The 19,182-nt window shown below is 52.1% G+C and carries 17 protein-coding genes; 12 read left to right on the top strand and 5 right to left on the bottom strand.

Annotated features, from left to right (window positions below; translation table 11 throughout):
* Positions 1–154: 154 nt before the first annotated feature.
* The 8 genes from uxuA (at position 155) to RIC19_RS12485 (ending at position 8,972) form a co-directional block, all read left to right on the top strand.
* Entirely contained in the window at positions 155–1,333 is a 1,179-nt protein-coding gene (gene uxuA / locus RIC19_RS12520) for a mannonate dehydratase (protein ID WP_350178665.1), read from the top strand.
* Between the two features lie 5 nt (positions 1,334–1,338).
* Positions 1,339–2,763 (top strand): glucuronate isomerase, encoded by a 1,425-nt coding sequence (gene uxaC / locus RIC19_RS12515; RefSeq protein ID WP_350178664.1) that lies wholly within the window; start codon positions 1,339–1,341, stop codon positions 2,761–2,763.
* Positions 2,764–2,772: 9 nt separating this feature from the next.
* A complete protein-coding gene (locus RIC19_RS12510) occupies positions 2,773–3,810 on the top strand; it encodes a PfkB family carbohydrate kinase (protein ID WP_350178663.1) in 1,038 nt (345 codons plus the stop codon).
* 78 nt (positions 3,811–3,888) lie between these two features.
* The gene (locus RIC19_RS12505) at positions 3,889–4,554 is read left to right on the top strand and encodes a bifunctional 4-hydroxy-2-oxoglutarate aldolase/2-dehydro-3-deoxy-phosphogluconate aldolase (RefSeq protein ID WP_350178662.1); all 666 of its coding nucleotides are present in this window, start codon (positions 3,889–3,891) and stop codon (positions 4,552–4,554) included.
* A gap of 8 nt (positions 4,555–4,562) precedes the next feature.
* Entirely contained in the window at positions 4,563–5,546 is a 984-nt protein-coding gene (locus tag RIC19_RS12500; RefSeq protein ID WP_350178661.1) for a TRAP transporter substrate-binding protein, read from the top strand.
* Entirely contained in the window at positions 5,546–6,013 is a 468-nt protein-coding gene (locus RIC19_RS12495) for a TRAP transporter small permease (RefSeq protein ID WP_350178660.1), read from the top strand. The genes RIC19_RS12500 and RIC19_RS12495 overlap by 1 nt, the downstream gene beginning before the upstream one ends.
* A 9-nt stretch (positions 6,014–6,022) precedes the next feature.
* Complete coding sequence (locus RIC19_RS12490) at positions 6,023–7,309, top strand: TRAP transporter large permease (protein WP_350178659.1); 1,287 nt, start codon at positions 6,023–6,025, stop codon at positions 7,307–7,309.
* Between the two features lie 10 nt (positions 7,310–7,319).
* Positions 7,320–8,972, top strand: a complete 1,653-nt coding sequence (locus RIC19_RS12485) for a UxaA family hydrolase (protein ID WP_350178658.1) — start codon at positions 7,320–7,322, stop codon at positions 8,970–8,972.
* Here RIC19_RS12485 and RIC19_RS12480 read toward each other — a convergent pair.
* Positions 8,969–10,372, bottom strand: coding sequence for a type III PLP-dependent enzyme domain-containing protein (locus RIC19_RS12480; RefSeq protein ID WP_350178657.1), 1,404 nt, complete (start codon positions 10,370–10,372; stop codon positions 8,969–8,971). The genes RIC19_RS12485 and RIC19_RS12480 overlap by 4 nt on opposite strands.
* A 176-nt stretch (positions 10,373–10,548) precedes the next feature.
* Here RIC19_RS12480 and RIC19_RS12475 point away from each other — a divergent pair, with 176 nt between their 5' ends.
* Complete coding sequence (locus RIC19_RS12475; protein WP_350178656.1) at positions 10,549–11,019, top strand: pyrophosphohydrolase domain-containing protein; 471 nt, start codon at positions 10,549–10,551, stop codon at positions 11,017–11,019.
* Here the strand turns inward: RIC19_RS12475 and RIC19_RS12470 are convergent.
* Together RIC19_RS12470 and RIC19_RS12465 are read right to left on the bottom strand one after the other, a co-directional pair.
* Positions 11,016–11,372 (bottom strand): response regulator, encoded by a 357-nt coding sequence (locus RIC19_RS12470; RefSeq protein WP_350178655.1) that lies wholly within the window; start codon positions 11,370–11,372, stop codon positions 11,016–11,018. The genes RIC19_RS12475 and RIC19_RS12470 overlap by 4 nt on opposite strands.
* A 53-nt stretch (positions 11,373–11,425) precedes the next feature.
* Positions 11,426–11,683, bottom strand: coding sequence for a thioredoxin family protein (locus RIC19_RS12465; RefSeq protein ID WP_350178654.1), 258 nt, complete (start codon positions 11,681–11,683; stop codon positions 11,426–11,428).
* Positions 11,684–11,899: 216 nt separating this feature from the next.
* Between RIC19_RS12465 and RIC19_RS12460 the strand changes: the two genes are divergently transcribed.
* Positions 11,900–13,867 (top strand): PAS domain S-box protein, encoded by a 1,968-nt coding sequence (locus RIC19_RS12460; RefSeq protein ID WP_350178653.1) that lies wholly within the window; start codon positions 11,900–11,902, stop codon positions 13,865–13,867.
* Here the strand turns inward: RIC19_RS12460 and RIC19_RS12455 are convergent.
* Positions 13,864–15,366 carry a vWA domain-containing protein gene (locus RIC19_RS12455; RefSeq protein ID WP_350178652.1) on the bottom strand — a complete coding sequence of 501 codons (1,503 nt, stop codon included), beginning with the start codon at positions 15,364–15,366 and terminating at the stop codon, positions 13,864–13,866. The two genes, RIC19_RS12460 and RIC19_RS12455, sit on opposite strands and share 4 nt — an antisense overlap.
* Positions 15,367–15,592: 226 nt before the next feature.
* On the opposite strand from RIC19_RS12455, the gene RIC19_RS12450 reads away from it, so the two are divergent.
* Together RIC19_RS12450 and RIC19_RS12445 are read left to right on the top strand one after the other, a co-directional pair.
* Complete coding sequence (locus RIC19_RS12450; protein WP_350178651.1) at positions 15,593–16,411, top strand: hypothetical protein; 819 nt, start codon at positions 15,593–15,595, stop codon at positions 16,409–16,411.
* Positions 16,412–16,481: 70 nt separating this feature from the next.
* The gene (locus RIC19_RS12445) at positions 16,482–17,672 is read left to right on the top strand and encodes a C1 family peptidase (protein ID WP_350178650.1); all 1,191 of its coding nucleotides are present in this window, start codon (positions 16,482–16,484) and stop codon (positions 17,670–17,672) included.
* Positions 17,673–17,927: 255 nt separating this feature from the next.
* Here the strand turns inward: RIC19_RS12445 and RIC19_RS12440 are convergent, their stop codons facing one another.
* Positions 17,928–18,833, bottom strand: coding sequence for a hypothetical protein (locus RIC19_RS12440; RefSeq protein WP_350178649.1), 906 nt, complete (start codon positions 18,831–18,833; stop codon positions 17,928–17,930).
* Positions 18,834–19,182: the final 349 nt, after the last annotated feature.

Genomic DNA, 19,182 nt, shown 5'->3' with positions numbered 1-19,182 from the left:
CTTAGAGAGCTGGTTGGGATTCACCTTCCGGGTAGAAAAGTGCAATAGGAAATGGTACTCTAATCCAAATTTCCACTGGCTCAAGGTTACAGCCCGGAAGAGGACGACCCCTGAATGCGTAGTCTTTAAAAGCGTTTATTAAAGTGAACTTTGTATGCCCCTTAAACAACTTGAACAGACCTGGCGATGGTTTGGGGACCAGGACCCGGTAAGTTTATCAGATATCCGGCAAGCCGGCGCCACTGGTATTGTGAGCGCGCTGCATAATATCCCTATCGGTGAAGTCTGGCCGGTAGCATCTATACGCGCCCATCAGGCCAAAATCGAAGCCGCCGGACTGACCTGGTCCGTCGTAGAGAGCGTGCCGGTTCACGACGAGATCAAAAGGAAAACCGGCGACTGGGAACGCTATACCGAAAATTACCGGCAAACCTTGTCAAACCTCGGGGCTTGTCGAATACCGGTCGTGACCTATAACTTCATGCCCGTACTTGACTGGACCCGCACAGACCTCCGATACCCGGTGGCGGACGGGTCGCTGGCACTGCGGTACGATGCGACCGCATTGGCTGCATTCGATCTTTTTCTGCTCGAACGCCCGAAAGCCGTACAAGATTACGACAGCAGTCAGTTGCAGCGAGCAAGAGCTTATTTTGCACAAATGGGCGCGCCGGCTAAAGAAGCGTTGATCAAGACGCTGATCGCGGGCCTGCCCGGTACCGATGAAGGCTATGACCTAAATACTATGCGGGAGAAAGTAGCGCTTTACCAAAAGCTCACTCCCGAGGCGTACCGCCAAAATTTGCTGGACTTCCTGGCGGCCATCGTCCCTGCCGCTGAGGCTGCTGATGTACGGCTGGCCATTCATCCTGATGACCCGCCCTTTTCGATCCTCGGGCTGCCCCGTATTGTAAGTACAGCAACCGATATGGAAGCCATCCTGAACGGTGTCGACCACCCCAATAACGGGCTCTGCTTTTGTACCGGCTCCTTCGGCGCAAGAGCCGACAATGACCTCCCGGCTATGGTTACCCAATTTGGCAGCCGCATTCATTTCTTCCACCTGCGTAATGTGCAGAGAGAGCCGGACGGCAGTTTCTACGAAGATGACCACCTTTCCGGTAGCACAAATATGTATACAGTCATGAAAAAGATTGTCAAACTACAGCAAACCAGAGACCACTCCATCCCCATGCGCCCGGACCACGGGCATCAAATGCTGGATGACCTCACCAAAACCGTTAACCCTGGTTATTCTGCAATCGGCAGGCTCAGAGGTTTGGCCGAACTGCGCGGACTCGAATATGGATTACTGCAACAACTAAAAGACTAGCGCCTATGTCCTCAACATTAGCAACTACCAACATCAAACCTTTCATAGATGAGGATTTCCTACTGGAAACGCCTGTAGCCTGTGAGCTCTACCACGATTTTGCCAAATCCCAGCCTATTATTGATTACCACAACCATCTTCCGCCCAACGACATCGCGGAGGACACAAAGTTTGGCAACATCACCAACGTATGGCTGGACGGCGACCATTACAAGTGGAGAGCCATGCGCACCCTGGGCATCAATGAAGACTTGATCACCGGAGCAGCTCCCGCCCGGGAAAAATTCCGGGCATGGGCAAAAACAGTGCCCTACACCATGCGCAACCCTCTCTTTCATTGGACCCACCTCGAACTCCGGCGCTACTTCGGCATCACCCGCCTGCTCAAGCCCGATAGTGCTGATGAGATCTACGATGAAACCAATGCTCAGCTACAGCAGCCTGCTCACAGTGCCCGCGGGCTGCTCCAGCAGCAGAATGTGGAACTCGTTTGTACCACTGACGACCCCACAGATGACCTGCGCTACCACCAGCAAATGGCGCAATCTGAAGCTGGCCTGCGCATGCTCCCGGCTTTCCGCCCCGACAAGGCCATCCTTATTGAGAAAGCCACCTTCAACGATTACATCCAAACATTGGAAAAGGTAGCTGACGAAAAGATCGATACCCTCGATAACCTGATGTCAGTACTGGAAAAACGGATTCAGTATTTCCACGAAAACGGCTGCCGCCTTGCGGACCACGGGCTGGAGTGCGTGGACCCTGTCGAATGGACCCTGGCAGAAGCCCGGCAAGCCTTTAAAGACAAACGCGCAGGCAAGACTTTATCGCCTGAGGCTTGCGCCAAATACCGTACAGCTATCCTGACAGAGCTCGGTAAACTCTACCATCAGCAAGGATGGGTGTGGCAGCTCCACCTGGGCGCCCTGCGCAACAACAGCTCCCGTATGCTGAAACAACTAGGCCCGGATACGGGCTTCGACAGTATGGGCGACTGGAAACAGGCACAGGGGCTTTCCCGCCTTTTTGATACCCTCGACCGTAATGACCAACTGCCCAAAACCATACTGTACAACCTCAATCCGGCCGACAATGAAATCTTAGCCACGATGGCGGGCAACTTCAACGGCGGCAATGTCCGGGGCAAGATGCAATACGGCTCCGGGTGGTGGTTCCTCGACCAAAAAGACGGCATGGAAAAACAAATGAATGCCCTGTCTAATCTTGGCCTGCTCAGTTGCTTTATTGGCATGCTAACGGATAGCCGGAGCTTTCTATCCTTCCCCCGGCACGAGTACTTCCGGCGCACGCTATGCAACCTCATCGGCAAAGATGTGCACAATGGCGAACTGCCCAACGACACCAAATGGCTGGGCAAAATCGTGGCAGATATTTGCTACCATAATGCGAAAAACTACTTTAATTTTTAAAGCCTACCTATGAAAAAGATCGTCACCTTCGGTGAAATCATGTTGCGCCTGACACCTCCCGGCCACCGGCGTTTATCTCAGGCCAACTCTTTTGAAGTCATTTATGGCGGGGGAGAGTCCAACGTAGCGGTTTCCCTCGCCAACTACGGACTACCTACAGAATTTGTGACCCGTGTGCCCGGCAATGACCTGGGCGAATGTGCCCTTATGGAGATGCGCAAGCGGAGTGTGGGCACACAGCACGTTGTGCGCGGGGGCGAACGCCTGGGAATCTACTTTCTGGAAATCGGTGCCGTGGCCCGCGGCAGCAAAGTCGTCTACGACCGTGCCCATTCAGGTATGGCAACCATAGAAAAGGGTATGATTGACTGGGAGGAGGTCTTCCGGGATGCCCAATGGTTCCACTGGACGGGCATTACCCCTGCCATCTCACAGGGCGCAGCAGATGCCTGCCTGGAAGCAGTACAAACCGCCAACCGTATGGGCATCACCGTATCCACTGACCTCAACTACCGGAAGAACCTCTGGAAGTATGGCAAACAGCCTGCGGAAGTCATGCCCGACCTGGTTGCTGGCTGCGATATTATCCTGGGCAACGAGGAAGATGCAGAAAAACACTTCGGCATAGAGCCCGAAGGTGTGGATGTGACCAAAGGCGACACCATTGATGCGCAGGCTTATATTTCGGTCTGCCAACAATTGATGGAACGCTTCCCGCGCTGTAAAAAAGCCATCATCACCCTGCGGGGCTCCATCAGTGCCTCTCACAACACCTGGTCGGGGGTGCTTTACAACGGGCAGCAGCTGTACGAAGCCCCAACCTATCAGATTACCGATATCGTAGACCGGGTAGGCGGAGGCGACAGCTTTATGGGCGGTCTGGTATACGGCCTGCTCACCTTTCCTGATAACGATCAGCAGGCATTGGACTTTGCAGTAGCCGCCTCCTGCCTCAAGCATACGATTTACGGAGATGCCAATTTGGTTACGGTAGCCGAAGTGGAGAAACTTATGAGTGGAGATGCCTCCGGGCGCGTAAGCCGTTAAGAATTGTTTCATACACTATTTTGATCGTTTGGTTGCGCCATCTGCGCAGCCAAACGCTTTTTCTAAAGCAAATCTTCCATGGCAAAATATTCAAGAATTGAAGTAGCGGTAACGATGGCACAAACCGGGCTGGTACCGCTGTTCTACCACAAGGATATCGACCTGTGCAAACAGGTGCTCAAAGCCTGCTACGACGGTGGTGCCCGCATACTGGAATTTACCAACCGGGGCGACTTCGCCCATGAGGTTTTTGAAGCGCTCAACAAGTATGCCCTCAGGGAGCTGCCAGGCATGATCCTGGGTGTAGGCTCCTTAACGGATGCCGGCACCGCCAGTCTTTACCTGCAGCTAGGTGCCAATTTTGTAGTCACCCCTGTACTGCGGGAAGATATCGCGCTGGTCTGCAATCGCCGAAAGGTCCTGTGGTCACCGGGCTGTGGCAGCCTGACGGAAATTGCAAGGGCAGAAGAACTGGGCGCAGAGATTGTAAAAGTCTTTCCGGGCAGCACCTTCGGCCCTGGTTTTGTCAAAGCCATCAAAGGGCCTTGCCCCTGGACGAGCATTATGCCTACGGGTGGGGTCTCTCCCGACCACGACAACCTCAAAAGCTGGTTTGACGCCGGGGTAACCTGCGTAGGCATGGGCTCCAAACTCATCTCCAAGTCCCTGTTGACTACCGGCAACTTCGAACAGCTGACTGCCGATGTCGCCACAACTCTCGAAACCATTCAAGCCATAAAGTAAACCAAAGCATGAAATACTTTTTCCGGTTGGTATTGCCCCTGGTCCTCCCGCTACTCTTGCTCAGTAGCTGCAGCCCTCAAGACAACGTCACAGCCATCAAGCTGGCGCACGGGCTGGACATCACCCACCCTGTCCATAAAGGCATGGTTCACTTTGCCGAACAGGTAGCCGAGCGCTCTAACGGGCAATTGCGGGTGGATATCTACCCCAGCGGGCAGCTGGGTTCTGAGCGGCAGTGCCTCGAATTACTGCAAATTGGCAGCCTGGGCATGACCAAGGTATCAGCAGCCGTGCTGGAAAACTTCGCTCCCCGGATGAAAGTCCTTGGCTTGCCCTACATATTCCGGGATGATGAGCACGCCTGGAAAGTCCTGAACGGGCCGATTGGGAAAGCGCTGCTTTTGGAAGCCCAGAATTACTGGCTGCGTGGGGTATGTTTCTACGATGCAGGCAGCCGGAGTTTTTATACTAAGGACCGCCCTATCAACACCCCCGAAGACCTGAAAGGCCTCAAAATACGGGTCATGAACAGCCAAACGGCCATGCAGATGGTCAAAGCCCTGGGCGGCGCCCCTACCCCGATTTCCTTCGGGGAACTGTACACAGCGCTGCAGCAAGGTGTGGTAGATGGAGCAGAAAACAACGCTCCGAGTTTTTACACTTCTCACCACTATGAGGTCTGCAAATACTACTCTATTGATGAGCACGCCACCGTACCGGATGTGATGCTGATCGGCACCAATACCTGGGACCGCCTGACCGAACAGGAGCGAGACTGGCTTCAGGCCGCAGCTGATGCTTCGGTAACTTACCAGCGCAAAGTCTGGGCAGCAGCCGAAACCGAAGCCCTGCAAGCAGTACAAGCCGCCGGTGTGGAAATCAACTACCCAGACAAATCGCCTTTTGCGGACAAGGTGAGCGACATCTTTGAGCGCTATCAAGACGAACCGGAAATTTACGAACTCATTCAGCAAATCCAAGCCGTAAAGTAATGCGAAGCATCCTGAATAAATATGTGGGCTTTTTCCTGGCTTTCCTGATGGCCGTCATGACCCTTGATGTCTTGTGGGGCGTTTTCACCCGTTACGTTGTGGGTTCTCAAAGCCCCTGGACCGAAGAGCTGGCCCGTTTTCTGCTGATCTGGATCGGGCTGCTCGGTGCGGCCTACGTAGCCGGGCAGAACCAACACCTGGCTATTGATATCTTACCGGAGCGTCTGGAAGGTGCACCTAAAAAGCGGTTGCAGTGGGCCATCCGGCTGCTGATCGTTGGGTTTGCGGCCTCCGTTCTCGTAGCGGGCGGCGCAAGGCTGGTCTACATCACCTACAAGCTTGGGCAGTATTCGGCGGCATTGCAAGTGCCCTTGTACTTCGTGTACAGCATCGTACCGGCAAGCGGGCTGCTCATTATTTTTTACAAACTTGCTGAGCCCGGCGAAAAACAACCGGCTCAGGCCTAAATAAACCCTATGGAAGTCCTCGTCCTGGTCTTTTCATTTCTGATTTTGCTGAGTATTGGGGTGCCCATTGCCTGGAGCATTGGTATTTCCAGCCTGTTCACTATGCTGGTCAGCATTCCGGCTATGCCTGCATTCACGACTGTAGCGCAGCGGATGGCCACCGGACTCGACAGTTTTGCCTTGCTGGCGATCCCGTTCTTCATCCTTGCCGGGCAACTGATGAACCGGGGCGGTATTGCCCGAAGGCTTATTGATTTTGCCAAAAGCCTGGTGGGTGCTTTGCCCGGTGGGCTGGCCCACGTCAACATCATCGCTGCGATGCTCTTCGGGGCCATTTCCGGTTCGGCAGTGGCCGCTGCTTCTGCTATTGGCGGTTTCATGGGCAAGCGGATGGAAGATGAAGGCTACGACAAGGCATTTGGGGCGGCCGTTAATATTACGTCGGCGACCACCGGCATGACCATCCCACCGAGCAATATCCTGATCGTTTATTCCCTGGCCAGCGGGGGCGCCTCCATTGCCGCCCTGTTCCTGGCAGGCTACCTGCCGGGCATTCTTACCGGGTTGTTCCTGATGATTGTGGCGGGGGTCTGGGCCAAACGAAAGGGTTATCCCGTAGGCAAACGCAGTGAGCTAAAGGAAGTCATCAAAACATTTCTGGATGCTTTGCCCAGCTTACTGCTCCTCATCATCGTAATTGGCGGTATCGTGGTAGGTATTTTCACGGCAACGGAAGCTTCCGCCGTAGCGGTACTATACTGTCTTTTACTGGGGTTCTGGTACCGGGAATTCAAGCTCAGCGATATGCCGCAGGTCTTACTGGATTCGGTAAGCACTACCGCTATTGTGATGCTGCTCATCGGTACCTCTATGAGTATGTCCTGGATTATGGCTTTTGAGAATATTCCGCAGCAAATTACCTCACTACTCCTTTCGGTGAGCGACAGCCCCGTGGTGATTCTATTGATCATCAACCTGATCCTTCTGTTTGTGGGGGTATTTATGGATATGACGCCGGCCGTACTCATTTTCACCCCTATCTTTTTGCCAGTGGTACAGGAAATGGGGATGGACCCGGTGCACTTTGGCATCATCATGGTCCTCAATCTGTCCATCGGCCTGTGTACACCTCCGGTCGGATCGGTATTATTTGTCGGAGTGGGCGTAGCTGGTACCAGCATCCAAAAGGTCATCAAGCCCCTGCTACCGCTCTTTATTGCCATGATTGTTGCACTATTGATCGTCACTTATTTCCCCGGACTAAGCCTATGGCTGCCGGAAGTATTTGGCTACTAAAAAAAGTGATATGCACGCTCCTTTCCTGATTATTCACCACAACGACAACGTCGGGGTTGCCCTGCGAGACCTGTCGGCTGGCCAAATACTGGATACGCCAGCTGGCGCTGTCAATCTGGAGGAGGCTATTCCTGCCAAGCACAAATTCACCCTGCACGCTATGGAGGCGGGGGCAGCCATCTACATGTATGGCGTATTAGTCGGCAAAACCACCCAGCCTGTTCCCGCAGGTGGGCTCCTCACGACCCGCAATCTGGTGCACGCCGCCGGGGATTTCAACATGGGCTCCCGTTCCACGGATTGGGTGAAGCCCGATGTGTCGCGGTTCGAAGGGCGCACCTTCAGGGGTTTTCACCGGGAAGACGGACGAGTGGGCACCCGCAACTTCTGGCTGGTGGTACCCCTGGTTTTTTGTGAGAACCGAAATATACAGGTGATCCGGGAAGCGATGACGGCGGAGCTCGGCTACCTGACGGAGCGTCAGTTTGCGGTCAATACCCGCCGGCTCGTTGAGGCTTACCGCTCGGGAGCTGATGCAGCGGCTTTGCTGGAAGAAGAGATCATCCTTGAAGGTGCAGCTTTGAAGCAGGACCGGGTTTTCCCACAGGTTGATGGCATCAAGTTCCTCACCCATCAGGCGGGCTGCGGAGGCACCCGGGAAGATGCGATGGCACTGTGCCAGTTGCTGGCGGGCTATATTGCTCATCCTAATGTGGCAGGAGCTACCGTGTTGAGCCTGGGCTGTCAGCACGCGCAAGTCACACTCCTGCAGGATGCCCTGCAACAAATCGCGCCAAATTTTGACCGCCCCCTGTACATTTTGGAGCAGCAGCAGAGCCGGTCGGAGCGGCAGTTTATTGCGGAAGCAGTCAAGAAAACTTTCGTGGGCTTGATAGAGGCGAACAAAACAGAGCGTACCGAAGCGCCACTTAGCAAACTTACGCTGGGGCTGGAGTGCGGGGGCTCAGACGGGTTTTCCGGTATTTCCGCTAACCCTGCGCTGGGGCATGCTTCTGATATTTTGGTTGCTCTGGGCGGCACGGCTATCCTGGCTGAATTCCCCGAACTCAATGGTGTGGAACAGGAATTACTCAACCGTTGCAAGGATGAAGCGACAGCCAGAAAATTTTACAACCTGATGCAGGCTTATGCCAAACGGGCAGCAGAAGTGGGCTCCGGCTTTGATATGAACCCCTCCCCTGGCAATATTCGGGATGGCCTCATCACGGATGCCATCAAATCTGCCGGGGCGGCTAAGAAAGGTGGGGCTTCACCGGTGGCTGCTGTGCTTGATTATACCGAGCAGGCCATGACACCCGGGCTTAACCTGCTTTGCACACCGGGCAACGATGTGGAAAGCACTACCGGGCTGGCCGGTTCCGGAGCAAACGTTATCGTGTTCACCACCGGGCTGGGCACCCCGACCGGTAACCCGATCACCCCTACGCTGAAGATGTCCACCAATACGGTGCTTGCCGAACGTATGCCCGACCTGATTGATATTGACGCGGGCACGATAATCACCGGAACAGATGATTTGGTCTCTAAGGGCGAAGAACTCCTGGAGCTTATCATTGAGGTGGCGAATGGATCGGAAGACCCCAAAGCCATGCAGTTGCAACAGGACGACTTCATACCCTGGAAGCGGGGGGTATCGCTCTAATACCCCAGTATTTTCAGCATAGCTTCCGGGGTTTGCTCCGGCTGATAGAGCTCATCTATCAGGTTGCCCTGCGCATCCTTGTACACCAAAATATGCTTAGGGGAAGGGATCAGGCAATGCTTGATGCCCCCGTACCCGCTGATGGAGTCCTGATAGGCACCCGTATGAAAAAAGCCCAGATAAAGCGGCTCTTCATCATTAGCGGTGTAGGCCGGGAGGTATACCTGACTTTCATGCACCTCCGAGTTGTAGTAGTCAGAGTTGTCACAGCTCAGGCCCCCGATATTGACCCGCCGGTAGTCGTTGTACCATTTGTTGATGGGCAGCAGGATGAACCGCTCACTGATGCCCCAGGTATCCGGAAGGGTGGTCATCAGGGAGTTGTCGATCATGTACCACATCTCAGAATCGTTTTGGAGCTTTTGCCCAAGGACCGAAAAGATGGTAGCCCCGCTTTCCCCCACAGTATATTTACCAAATTCAGTAAAGATATCCGGTTCCGGAATTTCCTCTTCTTCGCAGGCCTGCGAGATAAGCCCCACAATTTCCTTGACCATATACTTGTAGTCAAATTCAAAGCCCAGAGAGTTCCGGATGGGCATGCCACCGCCGATGTTGATGGCTCTTAGGTCTTCGCTGTTGCGCTTGAGCTCACAGTAAAGCTTGATGGCTTTTTTCAACTCGCCCCAGTAGTAAAGGGAATCTTTAATGCCTGTATCCACGAAAAAGTGAAGCATCTTCAGCTGGAACTTATCATTGCCTTTGATGCGCTCCTCAAAAAAGCGCAACACATCCGCGTGCCGGATCCCCAAACGTGAGGTATAAAACTCGAAGTTGGGCTCTTCCTCCGTTGCTACACGCAGGCCAATTTTACACTTGCCCTTCACCTGCTGCTCGTAATAGTCCAGTTCTGCCATGTTATCGCAAACCGGAATGACATTTTCGAAACCATCATTCATGAGAGCGGCGATGCGTTCCAGGTAGCCCTGGGTTTTAAAGCCGTTGCAAACGATGATGGTTTCCTTGTGCAGGTGCCCCTGTTTGTGCAGACGGCGGATCAGTTCGATATCAAAAGCCGAGGAGGTCTCAATCTGTACCCCGTGCCGCAGCACTTCATTGAGCACATGACTGAAATGGCTGCTCTTCGTACAGTAACAGTAGTGGTACTTCCCGCGATACCCCATTGATTTCATAGCCCGGGTAAACATATTCCGGGCTTTCTTGATTTGCGAACCAATCTTGGGTATGTAGGTTAATTTCAGAGGCGTCCCATACTTTTTAATGAGGTAGTGGAGTGGGACACCATTGAATAAGAGGTAGCCATCTTCCAAATCAAACCCTTCCTGTGGAAAGTAGAAGGTCTGGTCGATGAGGTCAAAGTATCGGTTGGTTGCAGCCAATGCTTTTGGTTTAAATGTAATTGGACAAAAAACAGCGCAAAATTAGTCACCTTGCACGAATATGGAAGCATAACAGGAAGATAAATGTTCTAGCCACCCTACATATTTTGTCCAGGACTCCGCTTTGGAGCCAAAGTTGCCCAAAAAATAATACTTTTGGGCAAAATTGAGATGATATGGACCATCCAGACGCACTGCGGCAGGTTGCCGCTTTCCACCGTACGTTTAAGCACCCTATAGAGCCGGCGCCGACCATCCCCGATGAGGCCCGCTGCAAGCTGCGGGTCAGTTTGCTGGCTGAAGAAGTAAAAGAACTCGAGCAGGCTATTGCCGACCGCGACCTCACCGAAATCGCGGATGCGCTGTGTGATATTCAGTACGTACTATCCGGTGCTATTTTAGAGTTTGGTATGGCCGACAAGTTCAAGGCCTTGTTTGAGGAAGTGCAGCGCTCCAATATGAGCAAAGCCTGCAGCACGCGGGAAGAGGCCGAGCAAACGATGGCTTACTACAAAAACGAGCGGGGGTTTGATAGCTATGTGATAGAGGAAGACGGGCGTTTTTTAGTGTACCGGAAAGAAGACGACAAGACGCTGAAGTCTGTGGCCTACTCCCCAGCAAACTTAGAAGTGATCCTCAAAGATTAGACTTTTTCCACCCAGGAAAGCAGCTCATTCATGTCAAAGGGTTTAGTGAGATAGGCTACAGCGCCCACACTGTGCCCTTTGGCGATGTCTGCTTTCTGGGCAGCGGCAGAGAGAAAGATAAACGGGGTTGTCTTCAGTTCGTCTTCCTGATTGGCGCGTTCTTTAATTTCGAATCCGCTCAGTTTTGGCATTTTGACATCACAAATGACCAGATCAGGCTTTTCGGCCTGTAGCAACTCCCACCCTTCCTGGCCATTTTCGGCTATCAGCACATCGTGCCCACTCAACTCCAGGTACTCTGCAACATTCTCCCGGATAGAGGGAGTGTCTTCTACGAGCAGTACTTTTTTCATTAGAATCCTTTGTTACGAATTGGTCAATGACCGGCAGCAAAGTGCTGCGGCGATTACTCCGTGAGGGCTAAAGCACTCATAAAGAGTCGGCGGAGTTCTGCCCGTGTAGGATTGGTTTTACCATCAAAAAAGACCTTCCCGTCTACGATAATAGCAGGAATAGAACTGACGCCTGAACCCAGGATTGTCTCCACGTCCATCACCTGTTCTACCGGAGCAGTCAGGTCCAGTTCCCGAACAACGTCCTCCAACTGCCGGAAAAGCTGCCGGTGCCGACTGTTGCCTAAGCCTAGTACTGTTATCTTATTCATGCTCCTTTTCTTTTTATCTGACAACAAGGTGCACCAAAATAGGCTTCCGTACTTATGATATTTATCAGGTGGAGCTTTGAATTATATCAGTAGCCATGCTCGCAAGGTGCGGACTTCCGGACAGCCTGATTCAAAAGATTCTTGATATAAAGCATTACGATATTGGCATTATTCGTACAGGCGTTTATATTTACACCCGCAACGCTAACCTATATAATGACCGATACGCCAGATCATAATAATCCACCCTCTTTGCCACCGCTTCGCCCGGAGCGTTTTATGAGTCAGCAGATCAGTGGAATACTTACCCTCAACCACGGTGGGGACATCCTTAGCATTGATATTTCAGCCGCAAAAATCCTGGGCGTCGATGCGTACTCTGCAAAAGGGAAAAGTATTCACGATTTCATACCCCTACTTGACCTGCCGACTTCTTTTTCGGAAAAAGAAACGCATGGCACGGCAACGATTACCCCTGACAAGCAACCTCAAACCATTACTTATTCACTGCGCGCAGGCCGGGAAGAAAAACAGGACCTGTACTTTCTGGTCCTTCACCTGCAGGATAGTTTCGCCGACAGTATTGAGCGCTACCGGGATATGTTTGAATGGATACCTACCGGGCTCATGGTTTATCATCTTGACCAGCAACAACCTCTGACCTGCAACCAACGCCTCCTTGACTTCCTGCAGCTTGAAACCGAAAAACAAGCGTTGCGGGCTGATAGCGCCATCAGTTTGGAAATCAAAGCACAGCTTAACCGGGTGGAATATGAACAGGAGTCTTTCTTCCAGATAAAACTGACTACTCCCGGGCAGAACCCGATCTGCCTGCAAGCGACCACAAGCCTGATCCCGGCACTGAATGAGAACATCATTTTGATCCTCCTTGAAGACATAACGCAGCAAAACCTCAATGCCCGCGCACTCAAGGAAAGCCGAAACACCCTCGAAGCCATCATCGGCAACGCTGTAGACGGTATTATCATCATTGACCATCGGGGCAGGATACAGATGACCAATGAAGCCACCACGAAGCTCTTTGGGTACACTGATGAAGAAATGCTGGGGCAGAACATCAAAATGCTGATGCCGCAGCCGCACCGTGGTGACCACGATAGCTATCTGCGCAACTATATGGCTACCGGTGAGGGCCAGATTATCGGCGTAGGCAGGGAAGTACAGGGACAGCGCAAAAACGGGACGCTTTTCCCTTTCAGGCTTGGGGTCAGCCGGATCGAGACGGAGGTTGGCCTGCTGTTTACCGGGGTCATACACGACCTTACCGAAGAACACAAAGCCAAAGCAGAAATCATCAACCTCAACCGGGAGCTGGAACAAAAAGTAGAAGAGCGGACCGAAAAGCTCACTGAAGTGGTCAATAAACTCCTACAGTCCAATCTAAAGCTGGAAGAACAAATCAAGGAAAGACGAGCGGCCGAAGAGGCTCTGAAACGCAATGAGGAAGAGCTGCGCAAAGCATTGGAGCGGGAGAAGGAACTGAGCCAGCTCAAATCACGCTTTGTTTCTATGGCCTCCCATGAGTTCCGTACTCCGCTGACGACCATCGCCTCTTCCTCTGAGCTGGTTAAGCTTTATACCCGTACAGAGCAGCAGCCTAAGCGCGAAAAACACCTGCGCCGTATTCAGTCTGCCGTGACCAACCTGACCGGTATCCTGGGAGACTTCCTGTCTCTGAGCAAGCTGGAGGAAGGCAAAATCAGTAATGTCCCGGAAGCGGTAAACCTGAAAAACCTGCTGGAAGAGTCCATAGATGACGTACACGTTTTGCTAAAACCCAATCAAACAGTGGAGCGGACGTTTACCAATATAGATCAGGAAGTCTTGATCGATAAAAAGATTCTCAAGAACATCATGCTCAACCTGCTTTCCAATGCGATTAAGTACTCCGATGCAGGATCTACCGTTTGGCTGAAAGCCGCAGTTGAGGAAAACTTACTCCGGATAAGTATCCGGGACGAGGGTATCGGTATCCCGGAGAGCGACCAAAAACACCTTTTCAGCCGCTTCTTCCGGGCCGATAATGCCGTCAATATACAAGGTACGGGGCTAGGGTTGAATATCGTACACCGCTACCTGGAACTCCTGGAAGGCGAAATTCATTTTAAAAGTATAGAAGGAGAAGGCACCACTTTTTCATTCGAGGTGCCCGTAGGCCATTAATCGCTCAGCGCTGCGGCCTTCTGTACCAGCTCCAGTAATTCCTGCCGGTAACCACCGGGGTCATAGCTCAAGGCCGTTGAACACCAATCATGAATCTGATCGTAACTGGTTTGCCCTTTGTACTCAGAGTCTCGCATGAGCAGCCCAAAACTGGCTACCCCAGCCGCAAACCGCATATGCTCAGATGCCTGGTCAAAGGATGCATTTTGATCAGGGATGTCTAAAGAGATCAGCTGGCTAACATCCGAAGTGGGGTCTTTGTACCGGAATTCGATGGTAAATGTAGGCACGCCAAAGCTGCTCCCACCGCCACTGGCCGGCTTGATTTCGTAAAGTGCCGTAATGGCCTGCCCGGAACCGATCTCCCCTCCGTCTGCTTCGTCGTTCTCAAAATCTTCGTTATCGAGCAAACGGTTTTCGTAGCCGATCAAACGATAGGCTTCCACCAAATTCGTGTTGAAGGTGACCTGTACTTTTACATCTTTAGCCACGGTGTAGAGCTTGCCGAGTTCTTCCACCAGGACCTTCTCCGCCTGTTGCTGATTGTCGATGTATTCGTAAGTGCCATTGCCGTTGTTGGCGATTTGCTCCATGAGCTGATCGTTCAAATTGCCGGTACCAAAACCCAGGACGGTCAGGAAAACGCCCTGCTCCCGCTTCTCTTCAATGAGTTGCACCAATTCCTCTGTACTCGATGCCCCGACGTTGAAATCGCCATCGGTAGCCAGTATTACCCGGTTATTGCCTTCTTCAATGTAGTTTTCGAGGGCAATTTCATAAGCCGTATTGATGCCATCAGCGCCCGCAGTGCTGCCACCGGAGGTCAGCCCCTCGATGGCGTTGATAATCGTCTCGGTCTGATCCCCTGCCGTGGAAGGCAAAGCCACCCCTGCCTGTCCGGCATAGGTAACGATAGCGACCCGGTCTTCGGCAGTAAGTTCCTGTGCCAGCAGCTTGAAAGCTTCCTGCAAAAGTGGCAGTTTTCTTGCGCTGCCCATAGAGCCCGAAACGTCAATCAGAAAAACCAGGTTGGAAGGTGGGATATCTTCTTCCTCAATAGTCTGCCCCTTGATGCCAATACGGATCAGCTTATGGGCCGGCGCCCAGGGGCAACGGCTGACTTCTCCGTTTAGGCCAATCGGGTCCGGGCCCTCAGGCTGAGGGTAGTCGTAGTCGAAGTAATTGATGAGCTCCTCGGTGCGCAGGGCATCCGGGGGCGGCATAATGCCATCGTTCAGAAACCGGCGGGCATTGCTGTAGGAAGCGCCGTCTGCATCGATGGAAAAGGTGGAAGTGGGCTCTTCGGCCGTGGCGATGAACGGGTTTTCGATGATTTCGGCGTACTGCTCACCCGTAACATCATAGTTGATGTAAGGCCCCCCTCCGTTAACACCGTTTGTGAGGATACTGTCGCTATACCGCCCGGGCTCATCGCTTTCGTCTAAAGAACATCCCCAAAGCAGGGCGGTAGCCAAAAATAATACAAGATACTTATGCATAATGGTTTCGGTTTAGTTTGCTGTTGATAATTGTCCCTGCAGGCGGAGTATGCAAATGCCCCTTTACGGCACTACAGAAAAGCTGCCAATTGCAGGTATATGATAATAGTCGTGTATCCGGCCGCAAAGGGTTGGGTTATTGGTCCAAAAGCATGCCCTGTTCAGCGAAAACCTTTTTCTATTGACCGATTGTTCTGTAATTTACGCTTCTTTCAAACCCGGCACCATGAAGTGGAAAGACATCGACTATAAAGAAGAGGCAGAGCAATTCCGGTATACGGTAGTGAGTTTTCCCGCCGCCGTGCGGTTTATTCTCAAAGAGCGGGTGTGGGAAGGATTCTGGACTTATGGCTGGTTTTCCCGTATCCTTACTTTTGTGGCCATCCTTGTAGGGCTCAATATGATTGGCGATGCCCTGGAATTCTTCGAAGGCTTCAACGAGAATGCCATAGCGCTGTCTTTTTCCGGAGTGACCTCTTTTGCCCAAAATCTTTACGACAACAGTATCGGCTTTCTAACGGACAGTGGCAGTCGTTTCCTGATGCTGGTATTACTGGAAGTCATCATTTTCCATGCCTCCCGTCAGACCCTCCGCATTATTGCAGGCAGGGACAGCAAAGCCGCATTTGGAGATTTTCTGAATGCCCAGATCCGTATGCTGATCGTCAGTGGATTTGCCTGGCTGATGACACTGCTGGTGGCCATACCTGTCAAGATTTTCTTCGGAATTTTTGAATTCCTGGACTTCCTGAAATCTGCATTTCTTTTTGTGATCGAAGCCTTCTTCCTTGGCTTTACGGTGGTAGACAACTACCAGGAACAATATGGTATGACCATCACCAAGAGCTTTAACCAAGCTAAAAAGAACCTGGGCATCAACCTTGCAATCGGTACTGTCGTCCGGGTACTTTTCTGGGTGCCCGTACTGGGGCCTTTAATTGCGCCACTAATTGCAGCAGTAGCCGCCACTATCGTCATGCACGAAGAGAGCGATTTGGGCACCGCTACAGATTCCCAGCCTGAACCAGTTGGTACTGCTGTGTAAGTGGCAACAGGGTAAGTATTTTTAATAGCGTTTAGATTTTCTTATTTTCCGGCAAAATCATAAAAGCACAATGAAGAAGCTCAATCCTATTCTGACTGTCCTGCTCGCCTTTTTGCTGGTTTTGCCGCTGGGCGCACAGGTAGATCTAATCAATAAAGTAAAAGACAATCAAAGCGAAGATGCCAAAGCTGGCTTCCAATGGACGCCGGTGGTAGACCTCGAGCGCACCTCCGTGAAGAATCAGGGGGCGTCCGGAACTTGCTGGAGCTACAGCTCAAACTCGTTCCTCGAATCCGAAATGATCCGTATGGGCAAAGAGCCGGTAGACCTGGCGGAAATGTTCACCGTACGCAACACCTATGAAGAAAAAGCCGACCGCTACGTGCGCATGCATGGCAACCTGAACTTTGGACAGGGCGGTGCGCTTCCGGATGTAATCGATATGTATGGCAAATACGGCGCCGTCCCGCAGTCGGTATACGCTGGGCTCAACTACGGCTATGATTACAATCGCCACGGGGAGATGGAGTCCGTACTAAAAGGGATGCTGGATGCTGTAATCGCCAATAAAAACAAGCGTCTTTCACCCATTTGGAAAGAAGCTTACAACAAAGTCCTTGATGTTTACCTCGGTGAGCATCCGGCCTCTTTCGAATACATGGGCAAAACCTACACCCCAAAGTCCTTTGCTGATGAAGTCGTAGGTGTCAAAGCTGAAGATTACATTCAGGTCACGAGCTGGACACACCACCCGATGTACGAAAAGTGCGTTATCCTCGTACCTGATAACTGGACCAACGGGACATCCTACAACGTAGGTATGGAAGATATGATTACCATTATCGATCACGCTCTGGAGAATGGGTACTCCATTTCCTGGGCCACCGATGTAAGCGAGAAGTACTTTTCCTGGAGGAACGGCATTGCTTTTGTACCTGGTAAGGACTACGCAGATATGAGCACCGAGGAGCGAGAGCAGATGTTCAATGGCCCTAAGCCGGAAGCAGATATCACCCCTGAAATGCGACAGGAAGCATACGACAACTACTCCACCACCGATGATCATGGCATGCAGATCGTTGGCATTTCCAAAGACCAGAATGGAAAGGAGTGGTACCTGGTCAAGAATTCCTGGGGTACCGGCAACGATTATGAGGGTTACCTTTATGTGAGCAAAAACTATGTTCGTTATAAGACGCTTTCCTTCCTGCTCCACAAGAAGGCAATACCTGCCGCGCTGCGCAAAAAAATGAGCTTGTAGCAACGCCTCCTATACAAATACTGAAAACATAGTCTTAGCTCGTCGACGCAGCTAAGACTATGTTTTTTTAGGGCTGTTGCCAATGCTTTAGACTTAGAGCTTGTTGGGATTTTGCTTTTGGAACGAACGTAGCCAAATTTTGTTCTGATCAAGGCGTGATGAGGGAGCATAGCCTTAGCTAAGTGACTGAAGAGCAACGAAGAGCAGGACGAAATTTGGCAAGAGCAGCCCAAAGGGTGAAATCCCAACAAGCTCTTAGTGGCAGTCATTCCAAAGCGCGCGCAGTTCCTCCGGGCTTTCGACACTTACTACCGAGTCATCTTCGGTCAGGGTCACTTCGATTGGGAAGACGAAGCCGGGGCGTTCACCCGCGGTTGGTGGGCCAGGGTTGTTCTCGCGCCAGTCCTGGAAAATCTGACGAGCCGCCTGAGGGCTATCCGCTTCAGCCGTTGTACCGTCCGGCAGCGCAATCGTTACCGGATAGTTGATGGTGAAGCAAGGGCCGAAGTTGCCAGCTGCACAGTCCTCACGCAGGGCCATCAGTTCTTCCTGACTGTTTACCGTGACGAGGGAGTCGTTAGCAGACAGGGTCACCTGAATCGGGAAGCCAAGGGTAGGGCGCTCGTCGCTGTCCGGGTTGTCCTGCTTCCATTGGTGCAGTAGCTGACGGAGTGCCAGCGGGCCTGCGGCTTCTGCCTCCGCGCCATCCGGGTACACCAGCGTAACCGGGAATACCAAATCGTAGCAAGGGGTACGGTCGTGCGGGCCATTAGGGCGGCAGTCCTGTATCAATGCGCGGAACTCCTCACCAGAAGTGATGGCCTGTACTGTACCATCTTCGAGGGTCACATCAAAGGGGTACTCAAACTGCGGACGTTGGTTGGGCCGGCCATTATCCTGAATCCATGCCCGGATCGCCTGACGGATGGCGATGCGGCTATCGACAGCAGCAGTGGTGCCATCTTCAAAAACTAGGGTGACGGGGAAGACCAGCTGGAAACAGCCGTTGCAGCCAAGGTCGCCTGCTTCTTCCATCTGCATGAAGGCTTCCTGCGTTTCAATTTCGCCGAAGCTGTCGGTTGTGGCTTCTTTGTCGCAGGCCACAAAAAGGGCCGCAGCGAAAAAGAGCAGGGTGGTGATTTTCAAAATTCGGGATGTCATAAGATTTCGTGTTTGGTGATATATTCTTTATGTCTTACACCCCAATAAGGCAGCACCTCTTCCCGCTGTACTCATTCCGGGAATATTTTTTTCGATTTTTTTTTGAAATCCTCCAGATCAATCGCCAAAAGAAAACGCCCGGCAGAGCAGACTCCACCGGGCGTAATCGTATTCCTAACTTGTCCCAGCCTTCAAACAGGCAGGGCCGTTCGTTTTTAGAGCGTGTTGGGACTTTTGTCTTCTAGTCGAAAACTAACAATTTTTTGGTTAGACGAGGCACGAAAACTGGAGTTTAGCCTTAGCTAAATAGCCTGTCCCGCAGTTTGCGGGAAGGATTTTCGGGACGAAG

Origin of the sequence: Phaeodactylibacter sp., from assembly GCF_040219495.1 — a bacterium.
In the GTDB taxonomy this organism is placed as follows: Bacteria; Bacteroidota; Bacteroidia; order Chitinophagales; family Saprospiraceae; genus Phaeodactylibacter.
The sequence above is the reverse complement of the archived record's forward strand: the minus strand, read 5'-3'. Positions and strand labels throughout refer to the sequence as shown.

Coding starts and splice junctions, on each gene's coding strand:
- RIC19_RS12490 (WP_350178659.1), top strand. CDS start 6,023: ATGGAAGTCCTCGTCCTGGTCTTTTCATTTCTGATTTTGCTGAGTATT.
- uxuA (WP_350178665.1), top strand. CDS start 155: ATGCCCCTTAAACAACTTGAACAGACCTGGCGATGGTTTGGGGACCAG.
- RIC19_RS12455 (WP_350178652.1), bottom strand. CDS start 15,366: ATGCATAAGTATCTTGTATTATTTTTGGCTACCGCCCTGCTTTGGGGA.
- RIC19_RS12475 (WP_350178656.1), top strand. CDS start 10,549: ATGGACCATCCAGACGCACTGCGGCAGGTTGCCGCTTTCCACCGTACG.
- RIC19_RS12460 (WP_350178653.1), top strand. CDS start 11,900: ATGACCGATACGCCAGATCATAATAATCCACCCTCTTTGCCACCGCTT.
- RIC19_RS12495 (WP_350178660.1), top strand. CDS start 5,546: ATGCGAAGCATCCTGAATAAATATGTGGGCTTTTTCCTGGCTTTCCTG.
- RIC19_RS12500 (WP_350178661.1), top strand. CDS start 4,563: ATGAAATACTTTTTCCGGTTGGTATTGCCCCTGGTCCTCCCGCTACTC.
- RIC19_RS12450 (WP_350178651.1), top strand. CDS start 15,593: ATGAAGTGGAAAGACATCGACTATAAAGAAGAGGCAGAGCAATTCCGG.
- uxaC (WP_350178664.1), top strand. CDS start 1,339: ATGTCCTCAACATTAGCAACTACCAACATCAAACCTTTCATAGATGAG.
- RIC19_RS12440 (WP_350178649.1), bottom strand. CDS start 18,833: ATGACATCCCGAATTTTGAAAATCACCACCCTGCTCTTTTTCGCTGCG.
- RIC19_RS12470 (WP_350178655.1), bottom strand. CDS start 11,372: ATGAAAAAAGTACTGCTCGTAGAAGACACTCCCTCTATCCGGGAGAAT.
- RIC19_RS12465 (WP_350178654.1), bottom strand. CDS start 11,683: ATGAATAAGATAACAGTACTAGGCTTAGGCAACAGTCGGCACCGGCAG.
- RIC19_RS12505 (WP_350178662.1), top strand. CDS start 3,889: ATGGCAAAATATTCAAGAATTGAAGTAGCGGTAACGATGGCACAAACC.
- RIC19_RS12445 (WP_350178650.1), top strand. CDS start 16,482: ATGAAGAAGCTCAATCCTATTCTGACTGTCCTGCTCGCCTTTTTGCTG.
- RIC19_RS12485 (WP_350178658.1), top strand. CDS start 7,320: ATGCACGCTCCTTTCCTGATTATTCACCACAACGACAACGTCGGGGTT.
- RIC19_RS12510 (WP_350178663.1), top strand. CDS start 2,773: ATGAAAAAGATCGTCACCTTCGGTGAAATCATGTTGCGCCTGACACCT.